Consider the following 26,587-nt stretch of genomic DNA (forward strand, 5'->3'; position numbering starts at 1 on the left):
ATAAGGCGCACTCAGGACAAGGGGAGGATGTCAATGAGCAGAATCAATCTATCGATGAGTCGCCGCCACGTGGTCAAAGGGCTGACTGTAGGAGCCGCCGCCACCATGGCGCCCGGCTTTATGACAAGGGCGCTGGCAGCACCAAAAACCATCAAGATCGGCCTCGTGCAGCCGACGACAGGCCCGCTCGCCTTTTTCACCGAACACATACCTTTTGTATTGGATCAGGTGAAAAAGGCCACGGGTGGCAACGTGACGATCAACGGCACGAAGCATCCGTTTGAAATCATCATCAAGGACAGTCAGTCCAACCCAAATCGGGCTTCGGAAGTTGCGCAGGAACTGATCCTGCAGGACGAGGTCGATCTGATTGCCACCTTCGCCACGCCGGAAACCGTCAACCCGGTATCCGACCAGTGCGAAGTCAATGGTGTGCCTTGCATCAGCAATGACGCCCCGCTGGAGCCCTATTTCTTTGGGCGGAACGGCGATCCTAAACTCGGCTGGGACTGGACGTACAACTTCTTCTTCTCCGGCCAGGAACTGGCAGAGACGATGGTGCCCTATTGGAAGAAATTGCGTCCGGAGGGTGTGATTGGCGGCCTGTGGCCAAATGACGGTGACGGCATCGCCCAGTCGAACAAGGAGCGCGGCTTCCCGCCATTCTTCGAGAAACACGGCTTCAAGGTTATCGATCCCGGCCGGTTCGACATGCCGGCATCCAATTACAATGCGCAGATCGGCGCATTCAAGGCCGCAGGCGTCAATATCATCCAGGGCGTGCTGCCGCCGCCCGAATTCACGACGTTCTGGAACAGCGCCGCGCAGCAGGGATTCCGGCCGGATATCGTCTATGTCGGCAAGGCCTGCGAATTCCCGGCCGCGATGGAACCACTCGGTGACCGGGCGATCGGGCTCACGGCTGAGGTGTGGTGGAGCAAGTATCATCCCTATCATTCGGGTTTGACCGGCCAATCCTCGGAGGAGCTCTCGGATGCCTATGAGGCGGCCAGCGGCCGTCAATGGTCGTTGCCTCTGGGCTTCCGCCATTCGCTCTTCGAAGTGGTGTTCGACACCCTGAAGAGAACACAGGACCCCACCGACCGAGGTTCGATCCGCGACGCGTTGAAAGCGACCAACTACAGGTCGATCGTGGGAACAATCGACTTCAGCAAGGGGCCGTTCCCGAACACCGCTCTGACACCGCTTGTGGTCGGCCAATGGCAAAAGGGAAGCAAGTATCCGCTGGAGCTTGTCATCGTTGATAACACGACGACACCCGAAGTGCCGGTGAATGGTGAACCCAGCGTCATAAAATACAGCTGATGAGCGACGCCGGGCCACGCCACCGGTTTGGCGTGGCCCGGCGCCATCCGCAATGCAGTCGTATCGGTAATCGACAATGCCCGACGTCAATCAATCTCAGGCAATCCTGGAACTTTCAAACCTTCAAAAGCACTTCGGTGCATTGCGCGTTCTCGATGGAATCAATCTGACAGTTCCAAAGGGCTCGATCCTTGGAATGATCGGCCCGAACGGTGCCGGCAAAACGACGCTATTCAACGTCATTGCCGGCGTCCTGCCGGTCAACGGGGGAGCCATTCGCTTCCAGGGCAAGGACATCACGAAAGTATCGGTGTGGAACCGGTCGAGGCAGGGCATCGGACGGACGTACCAGATACCCAAGCCTTTCTCGAATATGAGTGTTTTCGAGAATGTCCTGGCGGCCGCCCTGCATGGTGGCGGACTTGCGATGGGAGATGCCAGTTTCCATGCCGAGGAAGTGCTGGAACAGGTGAACCTCGCGCATCGCTCCGAAACGCAGGCAGGGGAGCTCTCCTTGCTCGATTTGAAGCGGCTCGAACTCGCCAAGGCGCTCGGCAGCGCACCGCGCCTGTTGCTGCTGGATGAGATTGCCGGTGGCCTCACCGATGCCGAGTGCGACACCCTGCTTCAGATTATAAGCGACGTCAGTTCCAGGGGAACGACGATCGTCTGGATCGAACATGTGTTGCGAGCCTTGAGACGCGCGGCGGATTCGATTGTCGTGCTCTACGGGGGAAAGCTCATCGCAAATGGCAGCCCCGATGCCGTGCTGGCCGACAAGGCCGTCAAGGATGTCTATCTCGGAGCGGGCGAATGACACCGCTTCTCTCGGTTGAAGCCCTGTCGGTCTACTACGGAAAGTTCCGTGCCCTTTTCGATGTAAGCCTGGAGGTGGCCGCCGGCGAGATCGTCTCGATTATCGGCGCGAACGGTGCAGGAAAGTCCTCGCTGTTGAAGGCGATCGTCGGCCAGGTTCCCCGTATCGAAGGCGGCATCCACCTGGATGGACGCTCGTTGGATTGCATGTCGACGTCGGCAATCGTCTCGAGTGGAGTGGCGCTTGTCCCGGAGGGGCGGCGTCTGTTTCCGTCTCTGACAGTCGACGAAAACCTCGATATCGGTTGGCAGATCGGGCGGCGAGGATCAATCCGCCACGAGGATATCTTTGGCTTCTTCCCTGCTCTTGCCAGCCGGCGAAAGCAGCGTGTCCGAGAACTGTCTGGCGGACAGCAGCAGATGGTGGCGCTCGGACGAGCCATACTCACCAATCCCAGCCTGTTGCTGTGCGACGAGATCAGCCTCGGATTGGCTCCAGTCATCATCGGCGACCTCTATAACATCCTTCCCGAGATCCGGAAAAACGGGACGGCCATCCTCCTGGTCGAACAGGACATCTCCCGTTCGCTGGCGGTCTCCGACCGCTTCTACAGCCTTCTCGAAGGCAAAGTCGTGCTGAGCGGCCGTCCGGGCGACGTGTCCCGCGAGGACATTATCCGTTCCTATTTTGGAGGTTGAACCCTTGCTGGGCGCCTGGATCAATCAAATCGTGCAGGGCATTCTCCTCGGGGGGCTCTACGCAATGTTTGCGATGGGGCTGTCGCTGTCGGCGGGTGTGATGCGCTTCATCAATATCGCCCACGGCGACCTGATCGTTCTTGTCTGCTTCATGATGCTGTCCTTGACGGTTTCGCTGGGCCTTTCGCCGCTTCTGTCGGCCCTGATCATCCTGCCCATCGCGTTTTTCGCCGGTTATTTGCTCCAGCGCGGTATTCTGGAACGGGTTCTCGGCAAAGGGGTATTGCCGGTCATCCTAGTCACCTTCGGCTTGTCGGTTATCATCCAGAACGGACTTCAGGGGGCTTATGGTGCGGATACGCGAAAAGTGCCGGCTGGCGCGATCGAGGCGGCGACGATTCACGTCGCCGGCGGGGTAAATATCGGAACCCTACCGCTCCTCATCTTCGCTTCGGCAATTCTGCTTGTATTTGTGCTCGACCAGCTGCTCTACCGCACCGGCATTGGCGCGCGGATTCGGGCAGTCTCCGACGATCCGGATGCAGCCAATCTGATTGGATTGCCATCGGCGCACATCTATGCCGTCGCGATGGGAATGGTGGCCGTGACGATCGCCATTTCGGGTGGTTTCATGTCGCTCTGGACCAATTTCGATCCGACCAGTGGCCCCAGCAGACTGCTGATCGCCTTTGAGGCCGTTGTTCTCGGGGGCCTTGGAAGCCTGTGGGGAACACTCGTTGGAGGCATTCTTCTCGGTGTCGCGCAAACAGTCGGTGGGCAGATTGATGCCGCTTGGCAAGTGCTCGCCGGCCATATCGCTTTCCTCATCATTTTCACATTGAAGCCACAGGGCTTGTTTCCGCGGTACCCATAGATGAACCCGTCCATCCTCATCGGAAGAGTATTGTTGCTGGCCGGCGTCGTTTTTCTGCTCGCCGCACCAAGCCTCCTGTCCCTCAGAGGCCTGCAGCTTTCGACCGAATTCCTGACTTTGCTCGTACTTGCGTTGATGTGGAACCTGCTTGCCGGCTATGCCGATATCGTTACGGTCGGGCAACACGCATTCGTCGGCATCGGCGCCTATGCCTTCTTCGGCTTTCTCGTATTTGCCGAAATGAACCCCTACCTCTCCGTGCTCCTGGCCGGCCTGGTGGCCCTGGTGCTGGCAGCGCCGATCATGGCGATCATATTTCGGCTGCGCGCCGGATATCTCGCGGTCGGGAGCTGGGTCGTCGCGGAAACCTTGATGCTTCTAGCAGGAAAACTACCCACATTCGGCGGCGGGTCGGGAAAGAGCATGCCGGTCGCCACGGTCAAGCAGTTCGGTGGCAGCGCGATCGAGCGCTATGTCAATATCTATTGGCTGGCCCTCGCCCTTGCCGTGGTTGCACTGCTCGCGACCTGGTACCTCATTCGAACCCGTGTCGGCGTAGGATTGACGGCCATGCGCGACAGCGAGGAAGGGGCCGGCGCGATCGGCGTCAATCTGCATAGAACGCGCATCCTCTGCTTCCTCTGGACCGCGCCGTTCCTCGGAATCGCCGGCGCCATCATCACATCGCAGAAATTGCGCGTTGCTCCCCCCGCGTCCTTCAGCATTATTGATTGGACGGTTTACGTTATCTTCATCGTGGTCATTGGTGGAATTGGGTCATTCGAAGGCCCGATCATCGGAACGATTGTGTTCTTTTTCCTGCGGGAAACACTGGCGGATCTCGGGGTGTGGCATCTCATCATTCTCGGCGCCGTATCGATCACCGTCGTATTGATCGAGCCCAAAGGCATCTGGGGCATATTGCGGCGCTTCCTTCCCGGCGATCTCATCCCACTCGGACATCGTCCGAAAAGCCGGCCCCAGCCAAAGTCAGCGGAGTAAGGACTTGCGCACGACAGACCAGACGGAAAAGTCAGACCTGACCGCCGGCGCGGCAATTTTTCCACGCCTGAAGAAACTCGGCGTCGACTATGTCTTTGCCAATTCCGGGACCGATTTTCCGCCCATCATCGAGGGGTTGGCACAGGCGGCAAGCGCAGGGATCGAGCTACCCAAAGCGATCGCCGTTCCCCACGAGCATGCCGCTCTTGGCATGGCTCATGGCTACTATTTCATGTCCGGCAGACCGCAGGCGGTCATTCTGCATACCAATGTCGGGCTGGCGAACGGAGCGATCGGGGCACTTAACGCGGCGATCGACCTTGTCCCGGTAATTCTGATGTCTGGCCGCACACCGGCAACGGAAAAAGGACGATTCGGAACGCGGACCGTTCCCATCGGCTGGGGTCAGGAAATGCTGGACCAGACAGCCTTGGTCCGGGAAGCTTGCAAGTGGGACTACGAATTGCGCTATCCCGAACAGATCGGAGAGATGCTGGACCGGGCCTACGCGATTGCGCAGTCCAGCCCCAAGGGCCCCGTCTATCTAAGCCTTCCCCGCGAAGTGCTGTCCGAAACGGTCAGCGACGAATTGCTTGAGGTTGAGCCGACGATGGCGGCGGCGCAGGCCGAGCCACCAGCCGATGCGATCCGCAAGGCAGCGGATTGGCTTCTGCGCGCCAAGAGCCCGGTGATTTTCGTCCAGCGAGGCGCCGGTGGCCGCGACGGATTTGCCGCGTTGACGGCACTTTCGGAAACCTGGGCGATCCCGGTCGTTCACTACTGGGCCACGCAGATCGGCATTCCGACGGACAGTCCGATGTTCGGCGGCGCCGACCCGGCACCCTGGCTGGCTGAAGCGGATGTCATCCTCGTCATCGACGCCCTCGCCCCCTGGTCTCCCGATATTCATAAGCCGAAGGCCGATGCACGCATCATCCAGTTTGGGCCCAACCCGCTCTTTACCCGGACACCGGTGCGCAACTTCCGATCGGATCTTTCGATCGCCACTGAAACGGCGCCTGGTCTCGTCGCTTTGTATGACGCAATGAAGGAACACGGCTCCGCCACCCACCGCGCTGCGCGCCGCGCTCGGATTTCCGCGGCAACGGCAAAAATTCGAGACGAAGCCAGTGCCGAGGCCGAACGCGCTGCGGAGCCTGTCATGACCAAAGCCTACGTCAGCTTCAAGCTCTCGGAAGCACTTGAAAAACATGACGCGACGGTTCTCTCCGAGCTTGGATGCCCCCTTGCACCGATGACCCTGAAGTCGGCCGAGAGCTGGTATCAGGAACCGTTTTCCGGCGGCCTGGGCTGGTCCTTCCCGGCCGCCATGGGCATGAAGCTTGCACGGCCGGAGAAGCTGATCGTCGCCACCATGGGTGACGGCTCTTACATGTTCGCCAACCCCGTCGCCTGCCATCAGGTCAGCCAGGCGCACGACATTCCCGTACTGATCGTCGTCCTCAACAACGCGGAGTGGGGCGCGGTGCGGCAGTCAGTCACTGCGATGTATCCGGACGGTCACGCCGCCAAGGCAAACCAGATGCCGCTGACCACCCTTGCGCCAAGTCCCAAATTCGAGCTGGTCGCCGAGGCATCGGGCGCCTGGGCTCGATCGGTGGAAACCGCCGCCGAGCTCGGGCCGGCGCTTGAGGAGGCGATCATGCAGGTCACCCAGCGGCAACGTACGGCGCTGCTGAACGTCCGCATCAGATGAGGTGTTATAGGAGCAGGCTGAGCACGGCTGCACGCCGCAAATGGCGTAGGGTGGACCTGCTGTAGATTACATGCGGTCCTCCGATGGGGGCTCGATCCCGCGTTCGTGTGCCTGCACCTACGTCTGGAATACCGCCTTCACGTGGCTCGGCCCGCTCGCAAAATAAGAGGCTTCTAATATTATGTGGCCTGCGCCAGGAACCCATGTTAGGTTTTTGCCAGAAGTAACGGAGCAGGACATGGGCATCTTCGACAATGTGATTTCCGGGCTGACTGCGCTTGAGGCGTCCATCGCAGCGATCAACGCGAAACCGCTCCTGGTCGATGCACAACCGATACCGTCGCGGATAAGCCTGCGAAGTCGGGTGCGGTCGAATCCCGGCAAGGGCGGGAAACGCAAACGAGCTCCATCAAAGAAGCCCGCTGAGGCCCGTCGCTCCGATTAGGATCTGGCCAGCCCAGGTGGTTACCTGACGGCAGTTTAAGCACATACCCAAAGTGTACCCACGTCGTGTACGAATGTCGTTTGCCCTCGCTATTTTGATCTATAACGAGGCGCGCAAAGCGAGTAGATTTCCGATACATGGGCATCCTCGACCTTGGTGATCGATCGTATCGGCAGTCTATCCGCGATTGGCTTCGTCGCCTCGAAACGAGCGATGACGCCAAGGCGATGGCGGTGCAGGCTGCTTTCATGGCGGTTGACATAGCCATCCTCGCGTTTTTCGTCCTCGGGCCCTATCTGCGAACGGGACCGTCATACCTGATCATCGATTACGCGATTGCGGCGTGGATCATTCTCGAGATGGTGGCGCGCGCAGCCGCGGCCCCCTCGGTCGGCGCATGGCTCGTTCGACCGATGACATGGGTCGACCTGATCATTCTGGCGACCCTGCTCTTCCCGTCCCTTCTCTTCAATTTCGCCTTCCTCCGGGTCATGCGCCTCTGGGCAATTGGCCGTAGCCCCCTGCTTCTGGCAGGATTGCGTCGGATTGGTTGCAGCGAATTCGTTGAGGTTCTGCGCGCGATCCTGAACTTCCTGGTCTTCCTCTTCCTGATCACGGGATTCGTCTACACCTCGTTCTTCTACGACAGAAACGGCGAGGAAGGCTTCGTCGACGCCCTCTATTTCACGGTCGCCACTGTCACAACGACCGGCTTCGGCGACATCACGCTGCCCGGAACCCTCGGAAAGCTCACGTCGGTGGTCACCATGATCGTCGGCATCTCGCTTTTTGTACGGCTGGCGCAGGCGGTCGTGCGTCCGCACAAGGTCACGTTCCCGTGCCCCAGATGCGGCCTGCAGCGGCACGATACCGATGCCGTGCATTGCAAGGCCTGTGGGGAGGTGCTGAATATCCCCGACGAAGGAAACTGAAGGGGCATGCCGATGGCCGGGTTTCGAGGCGGATTTCGAACACGGGGCGACATGGGCGGTGTCTGTCCGAGAAAGGACGCGACCTGGTCAGTCCGAGGCGATCTCGATCGAGGAGAGAAGCGTTGAGCGGGCGGTTTTCAGATGCTCGGCGCAGGCATGGCGCGCCTGTTTGAGGTCGCCACTCTGAAGGGCAGCGATATAGGCCAGATGTTCCTCGACCGCGACGTGATTGCGCTGTCGTTCGTCTTTCTTGCTCCATTGATAGTGATAGTGGAAAATGACCGACATCACGCCCTGGATATTGATGAAGAACCGGTTGGGGGCGACGCCGTGGACCAGCTTATGGAACCGGTGGTCGAGATCGGAGAAATCGCGGTAGCGCCAGCTGATTTCGGCCAGCATCTCCCGATGCTCCTGTTCGAGGAACGCAAGCGTGCGCCATGCGGCATGGTCGGGCGGTAGCGCCATGAAGCGCTCCACTGCCCGGATTTCCATGAATTCGCGCATGTCGAAAAGCTCGGCCACGAAGTCCACCGTCAAACCGAGGGCCTTCCAGCGTCCGCTGCTCTGCCGCTCCAGCAGGCCGAAATGGCTGAACGTGTTGAGGCATTCGCGGATGGCAGACGTGGAGACCCCAAACTGGCGGGCGAGATCGAGCGCATTGATGCTCTGGCCAGGACTGCAATCGGGCCCCACCATCCAGGTCATGAACTTGCGTTCCACGATCTCCGCGAGCGGTCCGAGATCAGTCCCTGCCTGATAGTCCTTGGCGCACGGCAGGCGCAGGAGCACTTTGGAGCGCCCGTCGAGCGCGACGATACCGCTCGTCGAAAGCTCCGCCAGCACGGCGCGCAGCGTCGTCCGGCTGACGCCAAGTTCGGCCGCCAGGACCGGCTCAGACGCAAGCTTTGATCCCGGCGACTTGCGTGCGAGTACGTCAAGACATTGATTGAGCGTCCGTTTGTAAAGCGTGTTCGTCTTCATGCCGCCCCCCGACGCTTTGTCTTTTACAATGATTTTTTTATAAAAAAAACAGATTGCCCGTCCAAATAATGTCTTTTATACAAAAAAAACAGACCAGCTGTGTGGAAGGAGGAGTTCATGCACGCGGACAATGGATGCGAAGCGCATCCTCACACCCTTTTCTGTTGCTGTCCTCTTCTGGGCACCGGCCGCCTCCCGGTGTTCGGACTATGACGGGGCTCATCCTTCAATTCGGCACGAGCCGCTTCCTTCAGGCGCATGTGGATCTGTTCCTGCACGAGGCACGGGAAGCGGGTCAGGACGTACCATCGGTCGTCATCGTGCAGACCTCGGGCTCTGCCGAACGGGCCGGTCGGCTTGCGGCCTTTTCCGATCCGGCGGGCTTTCCTGTCGTTCTTCGCGGCCTTGAGAACGGCCTGGCCACCGAGCGTCGCGTGGCGGTGAAAAGCGTATCGCGCGGCCTTTCGACCGCCCGCGACTGGGCCGAGATCGTCGATCTCTTCGCTCACGAAGCCGATTTTGTGGTCTCCAACACCGGTGACTCAGGCTATGCGGTCACTCCCGGCGAGGCGTCCACCGGCCTTTTTGCTGACACGCCGCTTGTCTCGTTTCCCGGCAAGCTCCTTCAGCTTCTCCATGCCCGCTGGCAGCGTGGCGGGCGTCCGCTGACGGTGCTGCCATGCGAACTCGTCAACCGCAACGGACCGGCGCTAAGGGCCATTGTCCGCGACCTTGCGGCGACGGCCAGCGCCCCTCAGGATTTCCTGAGGTACCTTGACCAGGAGGTGGTTTTCGCCAACACGCTCGTCGATCGCATCGTCTCCGAGCCGCTGCAGCCCGCGGGCGCCGTGGCCGAGCCTTATGCGCTCTGGGCGATCGAGCGGGCGCCGGGCCTCAGCCTTCCCTGCACGCATCCGTCCATCGTGCTGACGGACGACCTCGAACCCTACGAGCGCCTCAAGCTGCATATTCTCAATCTTGGCCACAGCGTTCTTGCCGATATCTGGCAGCGCGACGGACGGCCGGAGCATGAGACCGTTCGTGCCATCCTGGCAGAGCCTGCCGTCAACGCCCGTCTCGACGCGATCTATCGCGACGAGGTCCTGCCCGGTTTCTCCGCACGCGGGATGGAGGATGCGGCGCGCGCCTATGTCGCCACCACCATGGACCGCTTCCGCAATCCCTATCTCGACCACCGCATCGCCGACATCGCTGGCAATCACGCGCTGAAGGTCGAACGGCGTATCGCGGCCTTCCTCGATTGGGCCGGTACGCCAGCGCCGGTTCTTTCCTCGATCGTTTCCCGGCAGAAGGCGACGGCATGAGCTATACATTCGACTTTTCCGCCCTCCTGCCGTACTGGCCGGTGTTCCTGCAGGGGGTCTGGCTTACGCTGAAGCTTTCTGCGCTCGCAACAGTCCTGGGTTTCGTTGTCGGCACGCTCTGCGCCATCGCGCGGGCGGACGGTCCTTCCTGGCTGAAATTTCTGGTAGCGGTCTACGTCGAGACGATACGCAACACACCGCTGCTGGTGCAGATCTTCCTGGTCTATTTTGGCTTCGCCTCGATGGGCTTGAAGGTATCGGCGAACACGGCAGCTGTCGCAGCCCTTGTGGTCAATGTTGGTGCCTATACCTGCGAGATCGTGCGGGCGGGCCTCGAATCCATTCACAAGTCCCAGTTGGAAGCCGCCGAATGTCTTGGGCTGACGCGCACCCAGACCTATTGGCACGTCATCGTGCGTCCTGCGATCGAGCGTGTCTATCCGGCACTGACCAGCCAGTACGTACTGCTGATGCTCGCCTCGTCGATCACCTCGCAAATTTCCGCCGAGGAACTGACGGCTGTGGCAAACCGCATCCAGTCGGACACGTTCCGCTCCTTCGAGACCTATATCGTAACGGGGGCTCTATACATCGTCTTGTCCTTCGTGGTGCGGGTAGCCTTCATCCTGTTCGGCCTCGTTATTTTCCCCCGTCGGCGCAAGCTGGGCACGGCCATCTGAGGAGGAACAGGACATGTCGCTCACGCCCGTCCACATCGAATTCATCGCCGTCGGGGCGCTCTGGACCATCGGTCTTTCAGCAATCGGCTTCATCGGGGGGTCCGTCCTGGGCTTCTCCATGGCGCTCGCCCGGATTTCTCCAAGCCCGCTGCTGCGGCGACTTGCCAGCGGCTATATCCAGATCGTGCAGGGCACACCGCTGCTCGTCACGCTCTTCCTCTTCTATTTCGGCCTTGCCGTCATCGGCCTCGATAGCCTCCCGGCCATTGTCGCCGCCGGCCTTGGCCTTGTCATCTACTCTTCTGCCTTCCTTGCGGAAATCTGGCGCGGCTGCCTGGAATCTGTGCCGAAGACCCAGTGGGAGGCGGCCGAATGCCTGGCGCTCAGCCGCTGGCAACGCATGACGCGGGTGATCCTTCCGCAGGCCATGCGCATCGCCACGGCGCCGACCGTCGGCTTCCTCGTGCAGATCGTCAAGAACACCTCGCTGGCCTCGGTTGTCGGCTTCGTCGAGCTCGCCCAGGCCGGCAAGCTTGTCAACAACACGATCTTTGAGCCTTTCACGGTGTTCATCGTCGTCGCCGTCTTCTACTTCGCCATCTGCTACCCGCTCTCGGCCTGGAGCCGCAGCCTTGAAAGGAAACTCAATGTCGGCCGTCGTTAGCCTCAGCAACGTGCACAAAAGCTTCGGGGCCGTGAAGGTCCTGAAGGGGGTCAGTTTCGATATCGGCGCCAGCGAAGTGATCGCGGTGATCGGTGCTTCGGGCTCAGGCAAGTCGACTGCGCTACGCTGTATCAACGCACTCGAGACCATCGACAGCGGTGAGATCCTCGTTTGCGGCCACAAGGTCCACGACGCTGCACTCGACCGGCGGGCGCTGCGTCGCGATGTCGGCATCGTCTTTCAGAGCTATAACCTCTTCCCGCATCTGACAGTGGCACAAAACATCATGCTCGCGCCCTCCTGCGTGAAGAACATGGGCAAGGCTGAAGCGCGCGCGCTTGCCGAGCAGGTGCTGGCGAAGGTCGGCCTCCTGGAGAAGGCCGACAATTACCCCGAGCAACTTTCCGGCGGCCAGCAGCAGCGCGTCGCCATCGCCCGTTCGCTCGCCATGCAACCGAAGCTGATGCTCTTCGATGAGGTGACCTCGGCACTCGACCCGCAGCTCACCGGAGAGGTGCTTCGCGTCATGGAGGATCTCGCCCGCGCGGGCATGAGCATGATCCTCGTCACCCACGAAATGGCCTTCGCCCGCAAGGTCGCGAGCAAGGTGATCTTCATGCACCAGGGCAAGGTCTGGGAAACGGGCCCCGGCGCGATGCTGGATAATCCGCAGACCAAGGAACTAAGCGAGTTCCTGAGCAACGGCCTCTAATTCGATCGAAATGTCTCAAGGAGGAGATTAAATGATGAAACGCGGAACCCTGATGACCAGCGCCTTGGCGCTCGCTCTCTTTGGTGCCGTCCCGGCAATAGCCATCGCCGATACGCTTGACGACATCAAGGCACGCGGCACGTTGCGCGCGGCCATCGACCTCGGCTCACCGCCCTTCGGCATGCAGGATGCCAACATGCAGCCGACCGGCTCCGAGGTCGAAAGCGCAAAACTGCTCGCCGATCACCTCGGCGTGAAACTCGAGATCATCGAGGTGACCAGCCCGAACCGCATTCCCTTCCTGCTCACAAACAAGGCCGACGTGGTCGTCGCGTCGCTCTCCATCAGTGAGGAACGCAAGAAGGTGATCGATTTCGCCGATCCGCACGGCGTCATCCAGGTCATCGCAGCTGCTCCGAAGGGCCTTGAGATCAAGGGGTTGGAAGAACTGGTGGGCAAGGATGTCGCAACAACCCGCGGTACGACCAACGACAAGGTAGCCACAAGCCAGGCGACGGGAGCCAACATCGTGCGTTATGACGACGACGCGACCCTCGTCACCGCACTCGTCTCCGACCAGAACAATATCATGATCTCCGCTCCGCAGATCATGAATGCCGTCAACGAGCGCCGGACGAACGACCCGCTCGAGGTCAAGTTCGTGCTCAAGGTCAATCCCTATGCCGTTGGCCTGCGCAAGGGCGACGACGCGCTGAAGGCGGCGGTCAACGACTGGGTCAAGACCGATCTCGCCAACGGAAAGCTGAACGAGATCTACAAGAAGTACAACAACGTCGACCTGCCGGCGGAAATGCCGAAACCATAAGCGGACAGCGGGGCGGCCGACCCACGGTCGCCCATGCACCTCCCTCATCCGGTCGGGCTGCCGACTGATGATGAGGCGGAAGGTCCTTGTCGATATGCCCGGCGGCTCTGTGGTGCCGTTCCAAACCTTCAGACAATCAGGATGAACTTCATGAAAGCGCTTCTCTGCGAAGAACCCGGCCGTCTTTCGCTTGTCTCCCGTCCGGCACCCGCACCCGGCGCTGGCGAGGTTCTCGTGCGCATCCGCCATGTCGGCATTTGCGGGACCGATTTTCACATCTTCGCCGGCAAGCACCCCTTTCTCGAATACCCGCGCGTCATGGGCCACGAACTTTCCGGTACGGTCGAAGAAGCCCCTGAGGGCAGCCGTCTCAAGGCGGGCGAACACGTCTATATCGTGCCCTATCTCTCCTGCGGTACATGTCATGCCTGCCGGAAGGGGCTTTCGAATGCCTGCCAGTCGATCCGCGTGCTGGGCGTGCACTGCGACGGCGGCATGGCCGAATATGTTTCGGTGCCCGAGGCCAACGTGGTGCCGACCGGCGGTATCGCGCTTGAAGATGCGGCGATGATCGAATTCCTGGCGATTGGCGCGCACGGCGTCAAGCGCGGCGCGATCAACGCCGCCGACCGCGTGCTCGTTACCGGATCCGGTCCGATCGGCATGTCGGCAATCATTTTCGCCAAGACGCGCGGAGCGCATGTGACTGTCATGGACACGCGCGCCGACCGGCTCGCCTTTGCCACAGACCGGCTCGGCGCTGACGCTGCAATGCTGGCCGATGCCTCCGCCGAGGCGGAAGCGAAGCGCCTGACCGGCGGCGACGGTTTCGATGTGGTGATCGACGCGACCGGGAGTGCCCGCCCCATCGAGCGGGGTTTCGGATTCCTCGCCCACGGCGCGCGCTATGTGCTGCTCTCCGTCGTACGGCAAGACATCACCTTCTCCGACCCGGAATTCCACAAGCGTGAGGCGACGCTTCTGGCCAGCCGCAATGCCCAGCCGGACGACTTTGCCGAGGTCGTGCGCCAGATCGAGGCCGGCAAGGTGCCGACCCGTGCCCTCAATACGCATCGGGGACGCCTGGAAGATGGCGCGGCATTGCTGGTGGAATGGGCCCGTCCCGAGGCGGGCGTCATCAAAGCGATCCTGGACGTTTGAAAGCATCGACGAATTTCAAGCGCGAGCTCGGGTCCCTGACGGGCTACCGCCGAAGCATCGAATGCCTGCGACAGCAGCTGGCGCAACCGCATTGGACTGCGTCGCAGTTGTATCTGCGACCTGACAGGTGCAAAGTACCCAATGAATAGCCGGAGATGAAAACCGGCCATGTGTTTCAACCCGTGAACAAGCAGCCGCGGACCATGGAACTCATACTCGCCACCGGATTGATCGTCTTCAAGGTCGCGTTGCTGATTGCGATGCTGCTGCTGCTGCCTCTGCCTCTCACCTGGCTGGAACGCAAGATCGCCGGACACATGCAGCAGCGGATGGGGCCGATGCGGGTTGGGTGGCATGGGCTGCTGCAGCCTATGGCGGACGGAATCAAGCTCTTGACCAAGGAGGACCATATCCCCGCCGAGGCCGATCGCTTGCTGTTCAAAATGGCCCCCATTCTGGCGCTCGCTCCGCCCTTTGTCGTCTTCGTCGCGATCCCCTTCGGCGAATCCGTCTCGGTGCTCGGCAACGAGATTTCCCTCTATGTCTCCAACATGAATGTGGCGCTTCTCTTCGTCTTCGCGGTGCTTGGGATCGAGGTCTATGGCGTTATCTTCGGTGGCTGGGCCGCCAACAGCAAATACGCCGTCCTCGGCAGCCTCAGGACATGCGCGCAGATGATCAGCTACGAGATCCCGATGGGGTTCGCGGTGATCGGCGTAGTCATGCTGGCGCAATCCATGAGCCTGTTGGAAATTGTGCGTGCGCAGGCCGATGTGTGGAACATCGTCTACCAGCCGATCGGCTTCTTCGTGTTTTTTGTCGCCGGCCTGGCCGAGGCCCAGCGCATTCCTTTCGACCTGGCGGAAGCGGAAGGCGATCTCGGCGCCGGGTTCCATACCGAATACAGCGGTATCCGCTTTGCGTTGTTCATGGTGAGCGAATATGCCATCGTCCTTTTGGTGTCGGTCCTGGCTGTGATCCTCTTCTTCGGCGGCTGGAACGGCGCGCTCATCCCCTTGCCACCGCTCCTGTGGTTCGCGCTCAAGGTCGCATTCTTCGTCTATATGTTCATCTGGTTCCGTTTCACCTTCCCGCGCTACCGCTACGACCAGCTGATGGCGATCGGATGGAAAGTCTTGCTTCCTCTCTCGATGGCGAACATAATTATCACTGGTCTTGTCTTCCTTTAGGGGCCAGAGCGGCTCGGTAGTGAGGCAGCGATGTCGCACGCGCAGGACAGAATTGGCGCATGGATCGGCTGGGCGTTCTTCGCCGACCTGGCGAAGGCTTTGGCTCTGACCTTCGGTTACATGTTTTCCAAACCGGTAACCATGCAGTACCCGGACAAGGAGAAATGGCTCCCCTATTCACGCTACCGTGGGCATCACTTCCTGAAGCGTGACGATGAGGGTGAGATCAAGTGCGTGGCCTGCGAACTCTGCGCGCGCATTTGTCCATGCGACTGCATCGAAGTCGTCCCCTACGAGGATGAGAAGGGCAAGCGTCACCCGGCAAAATTCGAGATCGATACGGCACGGTGCCTCTTCTGCGGCCTGTGCGAGGATGCCTGTCCAGCCGACGCGATCGCGCTTGGCCAACAATACGAATTCTCCAGCTTCTCTTCGCGCGAGCTGGTGATCGGGCGTGACGATCTGCTTGCCAAGCCGGGCAAGGCAGCGACTGGCGGCAGCGTGGTGGCTGCGCGCCTCAACGTCGAACCGAAGGTCCTGGTCGAGACCGGCGGCCGGCAGGGGTACAATTGGTGGCGTAATATCCGACGAAGGTGAAAATGCGCCAGCCGTCAAGGCAAAGCGCGCAGAGAGGAGGCCCACATGCATGTGCGCCAGATCTTGAACAGCAAGTCTCCCGAGATCGTCTCGGTTACACCCAACCACACGATGGTGGAGGTCCTGAGGTTGTTTCGAGAAAACAACATCGGCTTCGTTATCGTCGCCCGTTACCCGGGGGAATGCCTGGGAACGGTGTCGGAGCGGGACTGCTGCAATGCCGTCGCCAAATATGGCACCCAAGCACCCGCCATGCGCGTCAGCGATATCATGAGCCAACGTGTGGCGACCTGCTCCACAGACGATTTACTGCCTCTCGTGATGGCGATCATGACCGAGCGGCGTACGCGCCATGTGCTCGTCATGGAAGGCGACAACATCGCCGGCATCGTCAGCATCGGCGACGTGGTCAAGTACAGGCTCGAGGAAGCGATGCGCACGGAGCAGGATCTGCAGGATTACATCTGCGGGGTCAGCTATCATTGACAAGGCACGCCAGGGTTAGAGGCGGCCACCGCTGCCCTGGGCGTTGTCTTCGGGGTCAGGTGCGAGGACGATCGCGGCTGCGGTTCCATCGGCCACGCGCGCCTTTCGAACCTCCACCGGACACGGGTATTCGCCCCGCTGCATCAGGCTGTTGAGGCGCAACGCGCTGTAGTTTTCAGGAACGAATACAAGGTTCTTTGGGAAGCGCCTGTTGACCTTGAGCTTTGCAGTCAGCTCCCCCTGGGCTGAGCGCACGACAAGCTGATCGCCATCGGAAAGGTCCAACTCCTCGGCATCCTGTGCGCCCATCTCGACATAGGGGTCATCTGCGACCGTATTCAGGATTTCCGATCGTTCGGAAAGATATCCATTGTGGAACAGGCAGTTGCCCGTGACCAGCATGAGACGGTCGGATGGAGCGGAAGCAGGCGCCGGGGCGAAGAACCCGCCAGCCGGTGGCGCAAGTTCCCCTTTGGTGAACGCTCCGTCTGCGCCAAGGCCGTCCCAGTTCAAGCCCTCGTAAGCAGGAACCAGCCTGGCAATCTCGTCGAAAATCTCGCGTTGAAAAGATGGCCGCAGTGAGTGGCCGCGAAGTGCCGCGACGAAGTCGAAGATCGCCAGATTGCCGCGTGCCTCGCCGACGGGTTCATGGAACTTGCAGACCTTCTGGAGCCGGCCCTCATTGTTGGTGAAGGTCCCGGTCTCCTCGCCGTAACTCGCGGCCGGCAGCACCACCTCGGCCATGCCGACAGTCTCGGTGAGAAACGCGTCCTGCACGATCAGGAGCCCGGCGGCACGAAGGGCCTGCTTCACGTACGCCCGGTCGGGATAGGACCCAAGCGGGTCGCTTCCAGCAATATAGAGCGCGCCCATCTGCCCCTTGTCGCAGAGGCCCAGCATCCCGTCGAAATCCGCGCCGGGCTCGGACGGTATCTCCGTGCCCCAGCTCCGTTCGAGGGTTGCGTGTGTCTGATCGTCAGCGACCGGGCGCAGCCCCGGCAGAGTTGCCGGCAGCACGCCCATATCCCAGGCTCCAAGCTGGTTGGCGCGGTCGAAGAAAAACTGCATCGCCAGTCTTTTGCCAAGCAGGCGGACAAGCTGCACAAGGTTTGAGAGTTGCTGCAGTGTTTCACGTGCTGTCGGCGACCTCAGGAGCTCGGCGCTGACAAGCAGTGTGACGCTCTGCGCGTTGAGCAATGCCCGCACCAGACGAGATGCCTCATCGCCAATGGCCGCCGGCGATCCGCCGAGGTTCCCGGGAACGGCGACCAGCAGGTTCGGATCAGCCGCTGCCATGAGCCCAGCCACCACCCCAGCGAGACCCGGCCCCTCACCGCCCGGTGACACGCGAACGACCGCCCTGGCATCGGCGTCCAGACGGGATGGCCGGGCCGAAAGCATGAACAATCCGGTCTGTCGCCGCCGCGCAGCGTCCCGCAGGAGGTATTCGGTGACCGGGTTTTCCTCGGTCGGGTTACCACCGATGACAAGCACGCAATCGTTGCCGATCACGTCCGCCAGCGGCGCGCGCGTATAGTGGCCGGTGACCAACGCAGCGAGCGGATCGAGGGGTGTCGACCAGCGCGAGGAGCAGTCCATGTTGTTGGTCCGGAAGACCGTGCGCATCATTTTCTGGAATTGATAAAGCGTCTCGTTTGGAAGGCGTGGCGAGGCAAGCCCGCCTGCGGCCTTTCCTTCGACCGCCGAAAGGCGCCGTTTCAGGTGGTCCCCGGCCTCTTCCCAGGAAACTGCGACAAGGGCGCCATCACGGCGAACCATCGGTCGCCTGATCCTCTCCGGGCTTGTGACAAAATCGAGGCCAAAGCGCCCGCGGACGCAGAGCGTTTCGCGGTTGACCCCCTGGTCCCATTTTGAGCGCACGCGCATGAACTCGCCCTTGCGCGTGCCAACCGTCAGCTGGCAGCCGGTACCGCAATGCGGGCAGATGGTGTCGGTTTCGGCCAGATCCCAGGGCCGCGCCTTGTAGCGATAGGGGAAGCTCATCAGCGCACCGACCGGGCAGACTTCGATGCAATTGCCGCATTGGTCGCAGCTCGCGAGACTGCCCTCAAACCCGGTTACGGCAGTATCCATGCCTTTCTCGACCGTGCCCAAGGCGACCGCGCCGACCACCTCCTCGCACATCCGCACGCACCGCTGGCACTGGATACAGCGATTGACATTCATGATCACGACGGGGCTCAGACGGATATCTTCGGAATGGAACACGCGTTTGGCATCGCGAAAACGGCTTTCGCGTGGCCCATAGGCCATCACCTGGTTCTGCAGTTCACACTCGCCGCCCTTGTCGCAGATGGGGCAGTCGAGGGGGTGATTGGCGAGCAGCATGTCGAGCATGGACGAACGTGTTTCGTCAATCAGCGGCGTGTTCGTTCGCACGACCATGCCGTCGGTGACCGCGGTGGCGCAGGACGGCTGCAGCTTGCGCTGTCCTTCGATTTCAATCAGGCACATCCGGCACGAGGCCAGCGGCGGCAGCCGCTTCATATAGCAGAAAGTCGGGATGTCGATGCCCAGACGCTGGGCCGCCTGCAGCACCGTAGACCCGGCCTCCACGTCCAGTGTCTGGTCATTGATCGTGACGCGAACCATGGCTTCCTCGCGGTCTTCTCCCGATGCACCCTAGTGGTACGGGCACCTGTGCTCCTTGATATGGACGGCGAACTCGTCGCGGAAATGCTTGAGCGCAGCCCGCAGTCCCATCGCCGCGCCGTCACCCAGCGCGCAGAACGTATTTCCGAAAATGCCTTTGCACAGGGCGTCCAGCTGCTCCAGATCACCGGGCTCACCCTGCCCCGCCTCGACCCGGCGCAGTACCTTCACCGCCCAGTCCAGCCCTTCACGGCATGGGGTGCATTTGCCGCAGGATTCGTGATGAAAGAACTCTACGATCCGTGTGGCGACCTTGACCATGCAGGTCGCATCATCGATCACGATCACGCCGGCCGAGCCGAGCATCGAGCCGGCGGCAGCAAGCGAGTCAAAATCCATCCCCACATCAAGCCCGCTTTCCGGTATGACCGGCGCCGAGACCCCGCCCGGGATCACCGCCTTGATCCTGCGTCCCGGCAACGGGCCGCCGGCGTGGCTCTCGACGAGTTCCCGCAGCGGTATGCCCATCGGCAACTCATAGAGACCGGGCTTCAACACCTGTCCGCTGACGCAATAGAGCTTCGGGCCGGGGCTCTTGTCCGGTCCGATCTCCCGAAACCACCTCGAGCCACGCATCACGATATGCGGCACGCAGGCAAGCGTCTCGACATTGTTGATCACCGTGGGGCTGGCATATAGCCCCTCGACTGCCGGAAACGGCGGTTTCAGGCGGGGCTGGGCGCGTTTACCCTCGAGCGAGTCGAGCATCGCGGTCTCCTCGCCGCAAATATAGGCGCCAGCACCGCAATGGATATGCACGGTGAAATCGAAATCGGTGCCCAGGATTTTCCGCCCGAGGTAGCCTTTATCGTGGGCCTCGGCGATCGCCTCCTCCAGGCGACGGATCGCTGTCACATACTCTCCGCGAACATAGACATAAGCGGTCTTGGCGCCAATTGCGTATGCGCTCACCGCCAACCCCTCCACGAGCTGGTGTGGGTCGCGCTCCATGATGATGCGGTCCTTGAAGGTACCGGGCTCGCCCTCGTCGGCGTTGCAGCAGAGATATTTCGGCTTCCCGGTCTGCTTCGGGACGAAGCTCCATTTCATCCCCGTCGGGAAACCGGCACCGCCGCGACCTCGCAGGTTTGCCTCCTTGACGAGGTCGATGACCTCGTCGGGTGTGTGCTCGCGCAGCGCCTTCTTCAGCGCCTGGTAGCCGCCGCCGGCTTCATAGGTCGACAACAAATGACCATCCTGGACGTTTATGTTCTTGAGGAGAACCGGCTCGAACATGGCTTTACTCTCCCGGCGGCCGCGCCGAAGCGGGCTCGATGCCTGCCGCTCGCGACACTCCTGCCCGAAGACTGTCGAGCAGTTGATTCACCCGCGCGTCATCCAGCTTGCCATGGTAGTCGTCGCCAACCTGCATCACTGGAGCCATCTCGCAGGCCCCGAGGCATTCCACGGTCGAAAGTGTGAACAGCCCGTCCGGGGTCGTTTCTCCCTTTTTGATCTGCAGCACCGTTTCGAGATGTTTCAGCAGGCTCTCCGAGCCGCACAGCATGCAGGAAACATTGTCACAGAGCTGCAGGTGGAACAGGCCAATCGGTTCGGTATGGAAGAGCGTGTAAAAGGTCGCCAGCTCGTAAACCCAGATCCGCTCGACGCCGAGGATGTCGGCGACCTCCTCGAGCACGGGGCCTGGCAGATAACCATGTTCTTTCTGCGCGATCAGAAGCGCGGGCATGATCGCTGAGCGCTGGTTCGGATACCGCGTTGCCGCTGCTTCTATTTTTTCGCGCATGCTCATTGCATCCAGATCTCCAGTTACTTGTCCACCTCCGCCATCACCGGGTCGAGGCTACCCAGCACGGCTATCATGTCGGCCAGGTAGTGTGCGTTGGTCACCCCGAAGAGCGCCTGCAGATTGACGAAGGACGGGGCGCGCACTTTCATGCGGAACGGTTTCGGTGACCCATCGCTGATAATGTAGAAGCCCAATTCACCCTTTGGCGCCTCGATCGCCGAATAGACCTCGCCCTTGGGTACGTCAAAGCCGTAGGCCGACAGGTCGAAATGCTGGATCAGGGCCTCCATCGAACAATGCACGCGTTCCTTGTCCACGGGAAACGCGATCGTCGGCATGTCGATCTGGAACGGGCCGTCCGGCATCTGCTCGAGGCATTGTTCGATGATCGCGATGCTCTCGCGCATCTCGTCAACGCGGCACCGCCAGCGCGCATAGCAATCGCCCTCGTTGCGGGTAATGACGTTGAAGGCGAGCCTTTCATAAATCTCGTAGGGCTCGTCGCGGCGGATATCCCAGTCGACACCTGAGGCCCGCAGGTTCGGGCCACTCAGACCAAGATTGACCGCATCTTCGCCGGAGATCACGCCGATCCCCTTCGTGCGCTTGAGGAAGACCCTGTTATCTTCGAGCAATCGCTCATAGTCGCGGATCCGGTTCGGGAAGATGTCGCAGAACTCCCTGATCTTGGGCAGGAAGCCGTCGGGCAGATCCTCGCGCACTCCGCCAACCCTGCAAAAGGACGTGTGCATGCGCGCGCCGGTAATCATCTCCAGCAAGTCCATGATCATTTCCCGCTCACGCATCACGTAGAGCAGCGCAGTCATTGCACCGAGATCCATTGGCAGCGCACCCGTGATCAGAAGATGACCGGAAATCCTTGCCAGTTCGGCCATCATCACGCGGATATACTGAGCGCGGATCGGCGCTTCGATGCCGAGGAGCTTCTCCACCGCCAGCGCGAAGGCCAGGTTGTTCGACGGCGGACAGAGATAGTCGAGCCGGTCCGTCAGCGGGAAAATCTGGGTGTAGGTGAAGCTCTCGGCGAGCTTTTCCGTGCCGCGGTGGAGGTAGCCGATGTGCGGGTCCACGCGCTCGACATACTCGCCGTCCAGTTCGAGAACGAGCCGGAGCACCCCGTGAGTGCTGGGGTGCTGCGGGCCGAGATTGAGAAGCACTTCCTTGGTGTGGAGCGCTTCGCCTTGCGGCCTGCTGAGCTCGGTGACTTCGGTCATCTCAACCCTCCGGCGTAGAACGGCCTCCTTATGGGATGTCCCTGGTGGCGATGTCCGGCTGCGTCGGCGGCGGACCTTCGGCACCGAAGGGATTCAGTTTGTCCTTGTAGCCCCTCAAGGGGAAATCCTTGCGCTGGGGAAAGCCCTCGAAGCCTTCCCACATGTAAATCCGGCGCAGATCGGGATGACCCTCGAACTTGATGCCGTACATGTCCCAGGCTTCGCGCTCATGCCAGTTGGCCGTCCGCCAGATGCCCGTCACCGACGGGACGCTTGGCGGATCACTGAGGCGGCACTTGATGCGCACGCGCCATTTGTTCTCCAGCGAATAGAGGTGGTACACGGCCTCATAGCGTGGCAGCTCGGGGTAATGATCGACGCCACAGATATCGGACAGGAAATTGAACTGCAGCGCCGGGTGCTGTTTCAGAAATCGGCAGAACACAACGATCATTTCCGGTGGAACGGCAAAGGCATGAATACCGTGTCTGGCGCCGAGATCCTCGATTGCGGCGTTGAAATGTTCCATGACCAGAACGGGATTGAAAGCCGACTTGACGCTCATGAGGCTGCAATCCGATCGAGAGGCGTCCCGGCCAGCGCGCGGGATTTCTTGATCTTCTCCTGAAGCAGCAGGAAACCGTGCATCAGCGCCTCGGGCCGAGGCGGGCAGCCGGGGACATGCACGTCCACCGGCACGAAGGTTTCCGATCCCTGCACCACCGCATAGGTATTGTAGACCCCGCCCGAGATCGCGCAGGTGCCCATCGCGATCACCCAGCGCGGCTCCGGCATCTGGTCATAAAGCCGGCGCACGACGGGAGCGAATTTCCGGGTCACGGTACCGGCGATGATCATCACGTCGGATTGGCGCGGCGAAGGCCGGAACACCACGCCGAACCGGTCGAGGTCGTAACGCGCGCATCCTGCCGAGATCATCTCGATGGCGCAGCAGGCAATGCCGAAGGTCTCTGGCCACAGCGCCGAGCGTCGGCTCCAGCCGATGATGCTGTCGGCAGTCGTGAACAGCACGCTGTCGCGGATCGCATCGCCTACGCCTCCCATTCCAGCGCTCCCTTCAGCCAGGCGTAGGCGAAACCCACGATCAGCAGCAACATGAAGACGAACATCTCGACATAGCCGACCAGACCGATGTCCTTCAGGACGACGGCCCAGGGAAAGAGAAACATCGTCTCGACGTCGAAGACCACCAGCAGGATCGCCAGCATGAAGAACTGCACCCTGAAACGGCCGCCGGCGGCTTCGCCGGCCGGGTCCATGCCGCATTCATAGGCGACGTTCTTTGCAGGATAGGGATTGGATGGCCGCAGCAGTGACGAGACAAAAAGCGTTGCTCCCGTCACCAGAGCAACTCCGGCGACCATGACGAGGACTGGCAGGAATTCCATTGCAGTCATAGCCGTATCGCATTGCTGCGGTCGCCCACCGAGGGTTCTTTTCAGGCCGCCGCCGGCGCCAGTTCGGAACCGGATGTGCGGTCGCCCAGGGAGCGACTTTGGCAATCCTTTCTAGAATTGTCAGTGTATTCCGTCGGGTGGATCATTGCAAATTCAATAGATCAGCCGCCAAATACCGAGTGCTGGGCAAGCCTCAGAAACCATGCCGGAAACAGGCCAATTCCTATGGTGCCGGCAGCTGTAAAAGCAAGCGTGGCGCGCAATAAGGGAGACAGTGCGGGGGCGAACAACCTTTTGGGTTCGCGCATGTAGATCAGCATGGCGATGCGGATATAGAAATAGGCCGCCACAACACTGAGCAGTACTGCGCTCACCGCCAGTATGACGAACCCTTGCTCGACCAGCGCGACAAGCACGTAGAACTTGGCGAAGAATCCGGCCGTCGGTGGAATGCCCGCCAGTGAGAACAGATAGAGTAGCATCAAAAGCGCCAGCCCGGGATGCGACCTGGAAAGACCGGCATAGTCATCGATAGTCTCGCCCGAGAAATTGCCGTTGCGCATCATGATGATGGTCCCGAAAATGCCGAGATTCATGAACGAGTAGATCAGCAGGTAGAGCATCACGCTGGCGATTCCATCTGCGCCGCCGGCAACCACGCCGAATAGGGCGAAGCCGGCATGGGCAATGCTGGAATAGGCGAGCAGGCGCTTGAAATTATCCTGCACCAGCGCTGAGAAACTGCCGAGCGCCATCGTCGCGACAGCGATGACCGCGACGATGATCCAGGCATTTGAGGCTGCGACCAGCGGGTTGAGAAACACACGCAGGATCACTGCAAAACCCGCCGCTTTTGGTCCGACAGACATGAAGGCGGTGATGGTTGTCGGCGCTCCTTCATAGGCGTCCGGCAACCACATGTGGAACGGAACCGCGCCGACCTTGAAGACCAGCCCCGCGACAATGAAGACGACAGCAAGCAACAATCCGGGATCGGGCCGGGCACCGGTCACAGCCGCAGCGACCCCATCCAGTTGCGTCGTGCCGGTCAGCCCGTAGACCAGCGAGACGCCATAAAGGAAAATCCCGGTCGAGGCCGAGCCAAGGATCACATATTTCAGCGCTGCTTCGTTCGACCGCCGTTCTTTGCGCAGGAAGCCGGTCAGAACATAGGTGCAAAGCGCCATCAGTTCGAGGCCAACATAGATCGACAGGAGATCGATCGCCGAGGCCATGATCATCATTCCTGAAAGCGCAAGGAGCAACAGGACATGATACTCGCTGTTCCCGATGCCTTCGATCTCCGCATATTTTCTGGAAAGGAGGAGTGTCAGAACGGTGGCCAGATAAAAGACCATCTTGAAAAAGACCGAAAAACGGTCGGCGATGAACATGCCCGTGTAAGCGGGGCGCACCTCGCCGGCGAGCATGATCGTCAGGATAGCGGCTGTCAGTACCACCGCGACCGATGCCGAAAGAAGGAATTGCTCCTGCCCTTTCCGGACAAGCTGTCCGAGGATGAGGAGGATGCAGGCCCCCGTGACAACCACGATTTCGGGCAGGCTTGCTACAATCGACTGCAAGAGCGCGGCAGCAGTCATTGGACACTCCCCTCACCGTGCACATGTAGCATGAGCTGCTTCACCGAGGCGTCGATGATGCCGAGAAAGGGCTTTGGATAAAAGCCGACCCAGAGCACGAAGAGCGCCAGCGGCAGGATCGCCGCCATCTCGCGGGCGTTGACATCGCGTATCTTGAACTTCGCACTGACGTTTGCCGGACCAAGCGCAACTTTCCCATACATGCCGAGCAGGTAGGCCGCGCCCAGCAAGGCGCCAAAGACGGCTGCCGCACCGACAACAAGGTTGGCCGCAAAGCCACCTGACAGCACGAGCAGTTCGCCCACGAATGAATTCGTTCCCGGGAGCGCCATCGACGACAACGTGAACAGCAGGAAGAACGCGGTATAGACAGGCGCTGCCTTCATCAACCCGCCATAATCCGCGATGCTGCGCGTATGTGTCCGCTCGTAGATCACGCCGACGAACAGGAACAGCGCGCCCGTCGTTACGCCGTGATTGAACATCTGGAGGATGGCGCCCTCGAGCCCGCGCAGGTTCAGCGTGAAGATCCCCAGTGTCACGAAGCCCATGTGACTGATGCTTGAATAGGCGACCAGTTTCTTGAGATCATCCTGCGCAAGCGCAAGCAGCCCGCCGTAGACGATCGCAAGGGCCGAAAGCGCCAGCATCAGCGTGGAATAATATGCCGACGCTTCCGGTAGCATCGGCAGAGAGAACCTGAGGAAACCGTAGGCTCCCATCTTCAGAAGCACGCCGGCAAGGATGATGCTGCCTGCCGTCGGGGCCTGGACATGGGCGTCCGGCAGCCAGGTGTGGAGCGGAACCATGGGTACCTTGACTGCAAAGGCGACCAGGAAGGCGAAGAACAGCCACGACTGGATCCGGAACGGCAAATCCTGCGCTGTCAGCGCGAGGATGTCGAAGGTCTCGCCGCCATTGAAATAGAGCACGATGACGCCAATCAGGAAGAGGACGCTGCCGGCCAAGGTGTAGAGGAAGAACTTGAATGCCGCATAGACCCGGCCCTCGCCACCCCAGACGCCGATGATGAGGTACATCGGGATCAGCATCGCTTCCCAAAAGACATAGAACAGGAACAGGTCGAGCGCGCAGAACACTCCGAGCATCAGCGCCTGCATGGCTAGTAGACTGACCATGAACGCTTTCACCCTCCGGTCAATCGCGGCCCATGAGGCGAGCACGCAGATCGCGCCAAGGAGCGCGCTCAGGAATACGAAAAGCGCGCTGATCCCGTCCACGCCCAGCGCATAGCTGATCCCAAGCGCAGGCACCCAGAGGTGTCTTTCGGTGAACTGCATCGCGTGCGTCGTGGTGTCAAAACTCGCAAGCATGATGATGCAGAGGACGAGATCGAGGATCGCGATGCCCAGTGCTGTCCATCTGATGGCATCTTCGCTGCGCAGAAGCATCAGCACCCCTGCCCCGATGGCGGGCGTGAATACGATGAGGCTGAGCAGCGGCAACCCCATGA

General features: G+C 60.7%; 26 protein-coding genes. 16 read left to right on the forward strand and 10 right to left on the reverse strand.

What is annotated here, in order from left to right; genetic code table 11:
* The first annotated feature begins 33 nt into the window (after window positions 1–33).
* The 7 genes from AS026_RS08680 (at window position 34) to AS026_RS08715 (ending at window position 7,811) form a co-directional block, all read left to right on the forward strand.
* The gene (locus AS026_RS08680) at window positions 34–1,326 is read left to right on the forward strand and encodes an ABC transporter substrate-binding protein (protein WP_160330097.1); all 1,293 of its coding nucleotides are present in this window, start codon (window positions 34–36) and stop codon (window positions 1,324–1,326) included.
* A gap of 76 nt (window positions 1,327–1,402) precedes the next feature.
* Window positions 1,403–2,143, forward strand: a complete 741-nt coding sequence (locus AS026_RS08685) for an ABC transporter ATP-binding protein (protein WP_062369385.1) — start codon at window positions 1,403–1,405, stop codon at window positions 2,141–2,143.
* On the forward strand, window positions 2,140–2,841 hold the full coding sequence (locus AS026_RS08690; protein WP_062369386.1) for an ABC transporter ATP-binding protein: 702 nt from the start codon (window positions 2,140–2,142) through the stop codon (window positions 2,839–2,841). The genes AS026_RS08685 and AS026_RS08690 overlap by 4 nt, the downstream gene beginning before the upstream one ends.
* Window positions 2,842–2,845: 4 nt before the next feature.
* Window positions 2,846–3,715: a branched-chain amino acid ABC transporter permease gene (locus AS026_RS08695; protein WP_280950867.1), complete on the forward strand. Its 870-nt coding sequence runs from the start codon at window positions 2,846–2,848 to the stop codon at window positions 3,713–3,715.
* Entirely contained in the window at window positions 3,716–4,717 is a 1,002-nt protein-coding gene (locus AS026_RS08700) for a branched-chain amino acid ABC transporter permease (protein WP_063805916.1), read from the forward strand.
* A gap of 4 nt (window positions 4,718–4,721) precedes the next feature.
* Window positions 4,722–6,434, forward strand: a complete 1,713-nt coding sequence (locus AS026_RS08705) for a thiamine pyrophosphate-requiring protein (RefSeq protein WP_062369388.1) — start codon at window positions 4,722–4,724, stop codon at window positions 6,432–6,434.
* A gap of 582 nt (window positions 6,435–7,016) precedes the next feature.
* Window positions 7,017–7,811: a potassium channel family protein gene (locus AS026_RS08715; RefSeq protein ID WP_062369390.1), complete on the forward strand. Its 795-nt coding sequence runs from the start codon at window positions 7,017–7,019 to the stop codon at window positions 7,809–7,811.
* Between the two features lie 87 nt (window positions 7,812–7,898).
* Here AS026_RS08715 and AS026_RS08720 read toward each other — a convergent pair whose 3' ends face one another.
* Window positions 7,899–8,795: a GntR family transcriptional regulator gene (locus tag AS026_RS08720; RefSeq protein WP_062369391.1), complete on the reverse strand. Its 897-nt coding sequence runs from the start codon at window positions 8,793–8,795 to the stop codon at window positions 7,899–7,901.
* A 209-nt stretch (window positions 8,796–9,004) separates the two neighbouring features.
* On the opposite strand from AS026_RS08720, the gene AS026_RS08725 reads away from it, so the two are divergent.
* From AS026_RS08725 to AS026_RS08765, 9 genes are all read left to right on the forward strand, one after another.
* The gene (locus tag AS026_RS08725) at window positions 9,005–10,120 is read left to right on the forward strand and encodes a mannitol dehydrogenase family protein (RefSeq protein WP_062369392.1); all 1,116 of its coding nucleotides are present in this window, start codon (window positions 9,005–9,007) and stop codon (window positions 10,118–10,120) included.
* Window positions 10,117–10,800 (forward strand): amino acid ABC transporter permease, encoded by a 684-nt coding sequence (locus AS026_RS08730; RefSeq protein WP_018855566.1) that lies wholly within the window; start codon window positions 10,117–10,119, stop codon window positions 10,798–10,800. Before AS026_RS08725 ends, AS026_RS08730 begins: the two co-directional genes overlap by 4 nt.
* Window positions 10,801–10,813: 13 nt before the next feature.
* Complete coding sequence (locus AS026_RS08735; RefSeq protein ID WP_062369393.1) at window positions 10,814–11,464, forward strand: amino acid ABC transporter permease; 651 nt, start codon at window positions 10,814–10,816, stop codon at window positions 11,462–11,464.
* A complete protein-coding gene (locus AS026_RS08740) occupies window positions 11,448–12,176 on the forward strand; it encodes an amino acid ABC transporter ATP-binding protein (RefSeq protein WP_018855564.1) in 729 nt (242 codons plus the stop codon). Before AS026_RS08735 ends, AS026_RS08740 begins: the two co-directional genes overlap by 17 nt.
* A 34-nt stretch (window positions 12,177–12,210) precedes the next feature.
* A complete protein-coding gene (locus tag AS026_RS08745) occupies window positions 12,211–13,002 on the forward strand; it encodes a transporter substrate-binding domain-containing protein (RefSeq protein ID WP_342587556.1) in 792 nt (263 codons plus the stop codon).
* A 150-nt stretch (window positions 13,003–13,152) separates the two neighbouring features.
* Window positions 13,153–14,163 carry a zinc-binding alcohol dehydrogenase family protein gene (locus AS026_RS08750; protein WP_062369533.1) on the forward strand — a complete coding sequence of 337 codons (1,011 nt, stop codon included), beginning with the start codon at window positions 13,153–13,155 and terminating at the stop codon, window positions 14,161–14,163.
* Window positions 14,164–14,366: 203 nt separating this feature from the next.
* Window positions 14,367–15,353 (forward strand): NADH-quinone oxidoreductase subunit NuoH, encoded by a 987-nt coding sequence (nuoH, locus tag AS026_RS08755; RefSeq protein WP_026371558.1) that lies wholly within the window; start codon window positions 14,367–14,369, stop codon window positions 15,351–15,353.
* 30 nt (window positions 15,354–15,383) lie between these two features.
* A complete protein-coding gene (locus AS026_RS08760) occupies window positions 15,384–15,950 on the forward strand; it encodes an NADH-quinone oxidoreductase subunit I (protein WP_062369395.1) in 567 nt (188 codons plus the stop codon).
* A gap of 45 nt (window positions 15,951–15,995) precedes the next feature.
* On the forward strand, window positions 15,996–16,436 hold the full coding sequence (locus AS026_RS08765) for a CBS domain-containing protein (RefSeq protein WP_062369396.1): 441 nt from the start codon (window positions 15,996–15,998) through the stop codon (window positions 16,434–16,436).
* 15 nt (window positions 16,437–16,451) lie between these two features.
* Here the strand turns inward: AS026_RS08765 and nuoG are convergent, their stop codons facing one another.
* The 9 genes from nuoG to AS026_RS08810 all read right to left on the reverse strand — a co-directional run bounded on the left by nuoG (window position 16,452) and on the right by AS026_RS08810 (window position 26,585).
* Window positions 16,452–19,049 carry an NADH-quinone oxidoreductase subunit NuoG gene (gene nuoG / locus AS026_RS08770; protein ID WP_062369397.1) on the reverse strand — a complete coding sequence of 866 codons (2,598 nt, stop codon included), beginning with the start codon at window positions 19,047–19,049 and terminating at the stop codon, window positions 16,452–16,454.
* A gap of 30 nt (window positions 19,050–19,079) precedes the next feature.
* Window positions 19,080–20,345, reverse strand: coding sequence for an NADH-quinone oxidoreductase subunit NuoF (nuoF, locus tag AS026_RS08775; RefSeq protein ID WP_062369398.1), 1,266 nt, complete (start codon window positions 20,343–20,345; stop codon window positions 19,080–19,082).
* A 4-nt stretch (window positions 20,346–20,349) separates the two neighbouring features.
* Window positions 20,350–20,862 (reverse strand): NADH-quinone oxidoreductase subunit NuoE, encoded by a 513-nt coding sequence (nuoE, locus tag AS026_RS08780; protein WP_062369399.1) that lies wholly within the window; start codon window positions 20,860–20,862, stop codon window positions 20,350–20,352.
* A gap of 17 nt (window positions 20,863–20,879) precedes the next feature.
* Window positions 20,880–22,094, reverse strand: coding sequence for an NADH dehydrogenase (quinone) subunit D (nuoD, locus tag AS026_RS08785; RefSeq protein ID WP_062369400.1), 1,215 nt, complete (start codon window positions 22,092–22,094; stop codon window positions 20,880–20,882).
* Window positions 22,095–22,122: 28 nt separating this feature from the next.
* Entirely contained in the window at window positions 22,123–22,659 is a 537-nt protein-coding gene (locus AS026_RS08790; protein WP_062369401.1) for an NADH-quinone oxidoreductase subunit C, read from the reverse strand.
* Window positions 22,656–23,159 carry a NuoB/complex I 20 kDa subunit family protein gene (locus AS026_RS08795; protein WP_025658428.1) on the reverse strand — a complete coding sequence of 168 codons (504 nt, stop codon included), beginning with the start codon at window positions 23,157–23,159 and terminating at the stop codon, window positions 22,656–22,658. The genes AS026_RS08790 and AS026_RS08795 overlap by 4 nt, the downstream gene beginning before the upstream one ends.
* A complete protein-coding gene (locus AS026_RS08800) occupies window positions 23,147–23,512 on the reverse strand; it encodes an NADH-quinone oxidoreductase subunit A (RefSeq protein WP_025658427.1) in 366 nt (121 codons plus the stop codon). The genes AS026_RS08795 and AS026_RS08800 overlap by 13 nt, the downstream gene beginning before the upstream one ends.
* A 161-nt stretch (window positions 23,513–23,673) precedes the next feature.
* On the reverse strand, window positions 23,674–25,113 hold the full coding sequence (locus AS026_RS08805) for an NADH-quinone oxidoreductase subunit N (protein ID WP_062369402.1): 1,440 nt from the start codon (window positions 25,111–25,113) through the stop codon (window positions 23,674–23,676).
* Window positions 25,110–26,585, reverse strand: a complete 1,476-nt coding sequence (locus tag AS026_RS08810) for an NADH-quinone oxidoreductase subunit M (protein WP_062369403.1) — start codon at window positions 26,583–26,585, stop codon at window positions 25,110–25,112. Before AS026_RS08810 ends, AS026_RS08805 begins: the two co-directional genes overlap by 4 nt.
* Window positions 26,586–26,587: the final 2 nt, after the last annotated feature.

This window comes from Rhizobium altiplani (genome assembly GCF_001542405.1).
GTDB lineage: Bacteria > Pseudomonadota > Alphaproteobacteria > Rhizobiales > Rhizobiaceae > Rhizobium > Rhizobium altiplani.

Coding starts and splice junctions, on each gene's coding strand:
- AS026_RS08680 (WP_160330097.1), top strand. CDS start 34: ATGAGCAGAATCAATCTATCGATGAGTCGCCGCCACGTGGTCAAAGGG.
- AS026_RS08685 (WP_062369385.1), top strand. CDS start 1,403: ATGCCCGACGTCAATCAATCTCAGGCAATCCTGGAACTTTCAAACCTT.
- AS026_RS08690 (WP_062369386.1), top strand. CDS start 2,140: ATGACACCGCTTCTCTCGGTTGAAGCCCTGTCGGTCTACTACGGAAAG.
- AS026_RS08700 (WP_063805916.1), top strand. CDS start 3,716: ATGAACCCGTCCATCCTCATCGGAAGAGTATTGTTGCTGGCCGGCGTC.
- AS026_RS08715 (WP_062369390.1), top strand. CDS start 7,017: ATGGGCATCCTCGACCTTGGTGATCGATCGTATCGGCAGTCTATCCGC.
- AS026_RS08720 (WP_062369391.1), bottom strand. CDS start 8,795: ATGAAGACGAACACGCTTTACAAACGGACGCTCAATCAATGTCTTGAC.
- AS026_RS08725 (WP_062369392.1), top strand. CDS start 9,005: ATGACGGGGCTCATCCTTCAATTCGGCACGAGCCGCTTCCTTCAGGCG.
- AS026_RS08730 (WP_018855566.1), top strand. CDS start 10,117: ATGAGCTATACATTCGACTTTTCCGCCCTCCTGCCGTACTGGCCGGTG.
- AS026_RS08735 (WP_062369393.1), top strand. CDS start 10,814: ATGTCGCTCACGCCCGTCCACATCGAATTCATCGCCGTCGGGGCGCTC.
- AS026_RS08740 (WP_018855564.1), top strand. CDS start 11,448: ATGTCGGCCGTCGTTAGCCTCAGCAACGTGCACAAAAGCTTCGGGGCC.
- AS026_RS08745 (WP_342587556.1), top strand. CDS start 12,211: ATGAAACGCGGAACCCTGATGACCAGCGCCTTGGCGCTCGCTCTCTTT.
- AS026_RS08750 (WP_062369533.1), top strand. CDS start 13,153: ATGAAAGCGCTTCTCTGCGAAGAACCCGGCCGTCTTTCGCTTGTCTCC.
- nuoH (WP_026371558.1), top strand. CDS start 14,367: ATGGAACTCATACTCGCCACCGGATTGATCGTCTTCAAGGTCGCGTTG.
- AS026_RS08760 (WP_062369395.1), top strand. CDS start 15,384: ATGTCGCACGCGCAGGACAGAATTGGCGCATGGATCGGCTGGGCGTTC.
- AS026_RS08765 (WP_062369396.1), top strand. CDS start 15,996: ATGCATGTGCGCCAGATCTTGAACAGCAAGTCTCCCGAGATCGTCTCG.
- nuoG (WP_062369397.1), bottom strand. CDS start 19,049: ATGGTTCGCGTCACGATCAATGACCAGACACTGGACGTGGAGGCCGGG.
- nuoF (WP_062369398.1), bottom strand. CDS start 20,345: ATGTTCGAGCCGGTTCTCCTCAAGAACATAAACGTCCAGGATGGTCAT.
- nuoE (WP_062369399.1), bottom strand. CDS start 20,862: ATGAGCATGCGCGAAAAAATAGAAGCAGCGGCAACGCGGTATCCGAAC.
- nuoD (WP_062369400.1), bottom strand. CDS start 22,094: ATGACCGAAGTCACCGAGCTCAGCAGGCCGCAAGGCGAAGCGCTCCAC.
- AS026_RS08790 (WP_062369401.1), bottom strand. CDS start 22,659: ATGAGCGTCAAGTCGGCTTTCAATCCCGTTCTGGTCATGGAACATTTC.
- AS026_RS08795 (WP_025658428.1), bottom strand. CDS start 23,159: ATGGGAGGCGTAGGCGATGCGATCCGCGACAGCGTGCTGTTCACGACT.
- AS026_RS08800 (WP_025658427.1), bottom strand. CDS start 23,512: ATGACTGCAATGGAATTCCTGCCAGTCCTCGTCATGGTCGCCGGAGTT.
- AS026_RS08805 (WP_062369402.1), bottom strand. CDS start 25,113: ATGACTGCTGCCGCGCTCTTGCAGTCGATTGTAGCAAGCCTGCCCGAA.
- AS026_RS08810 (WP_062369403.1), bottom strand. CDS start 26,585: ATGGGGTTGCCGCTGCTCAGCCTCATCGTATTCACGCCCGCCATCGGG.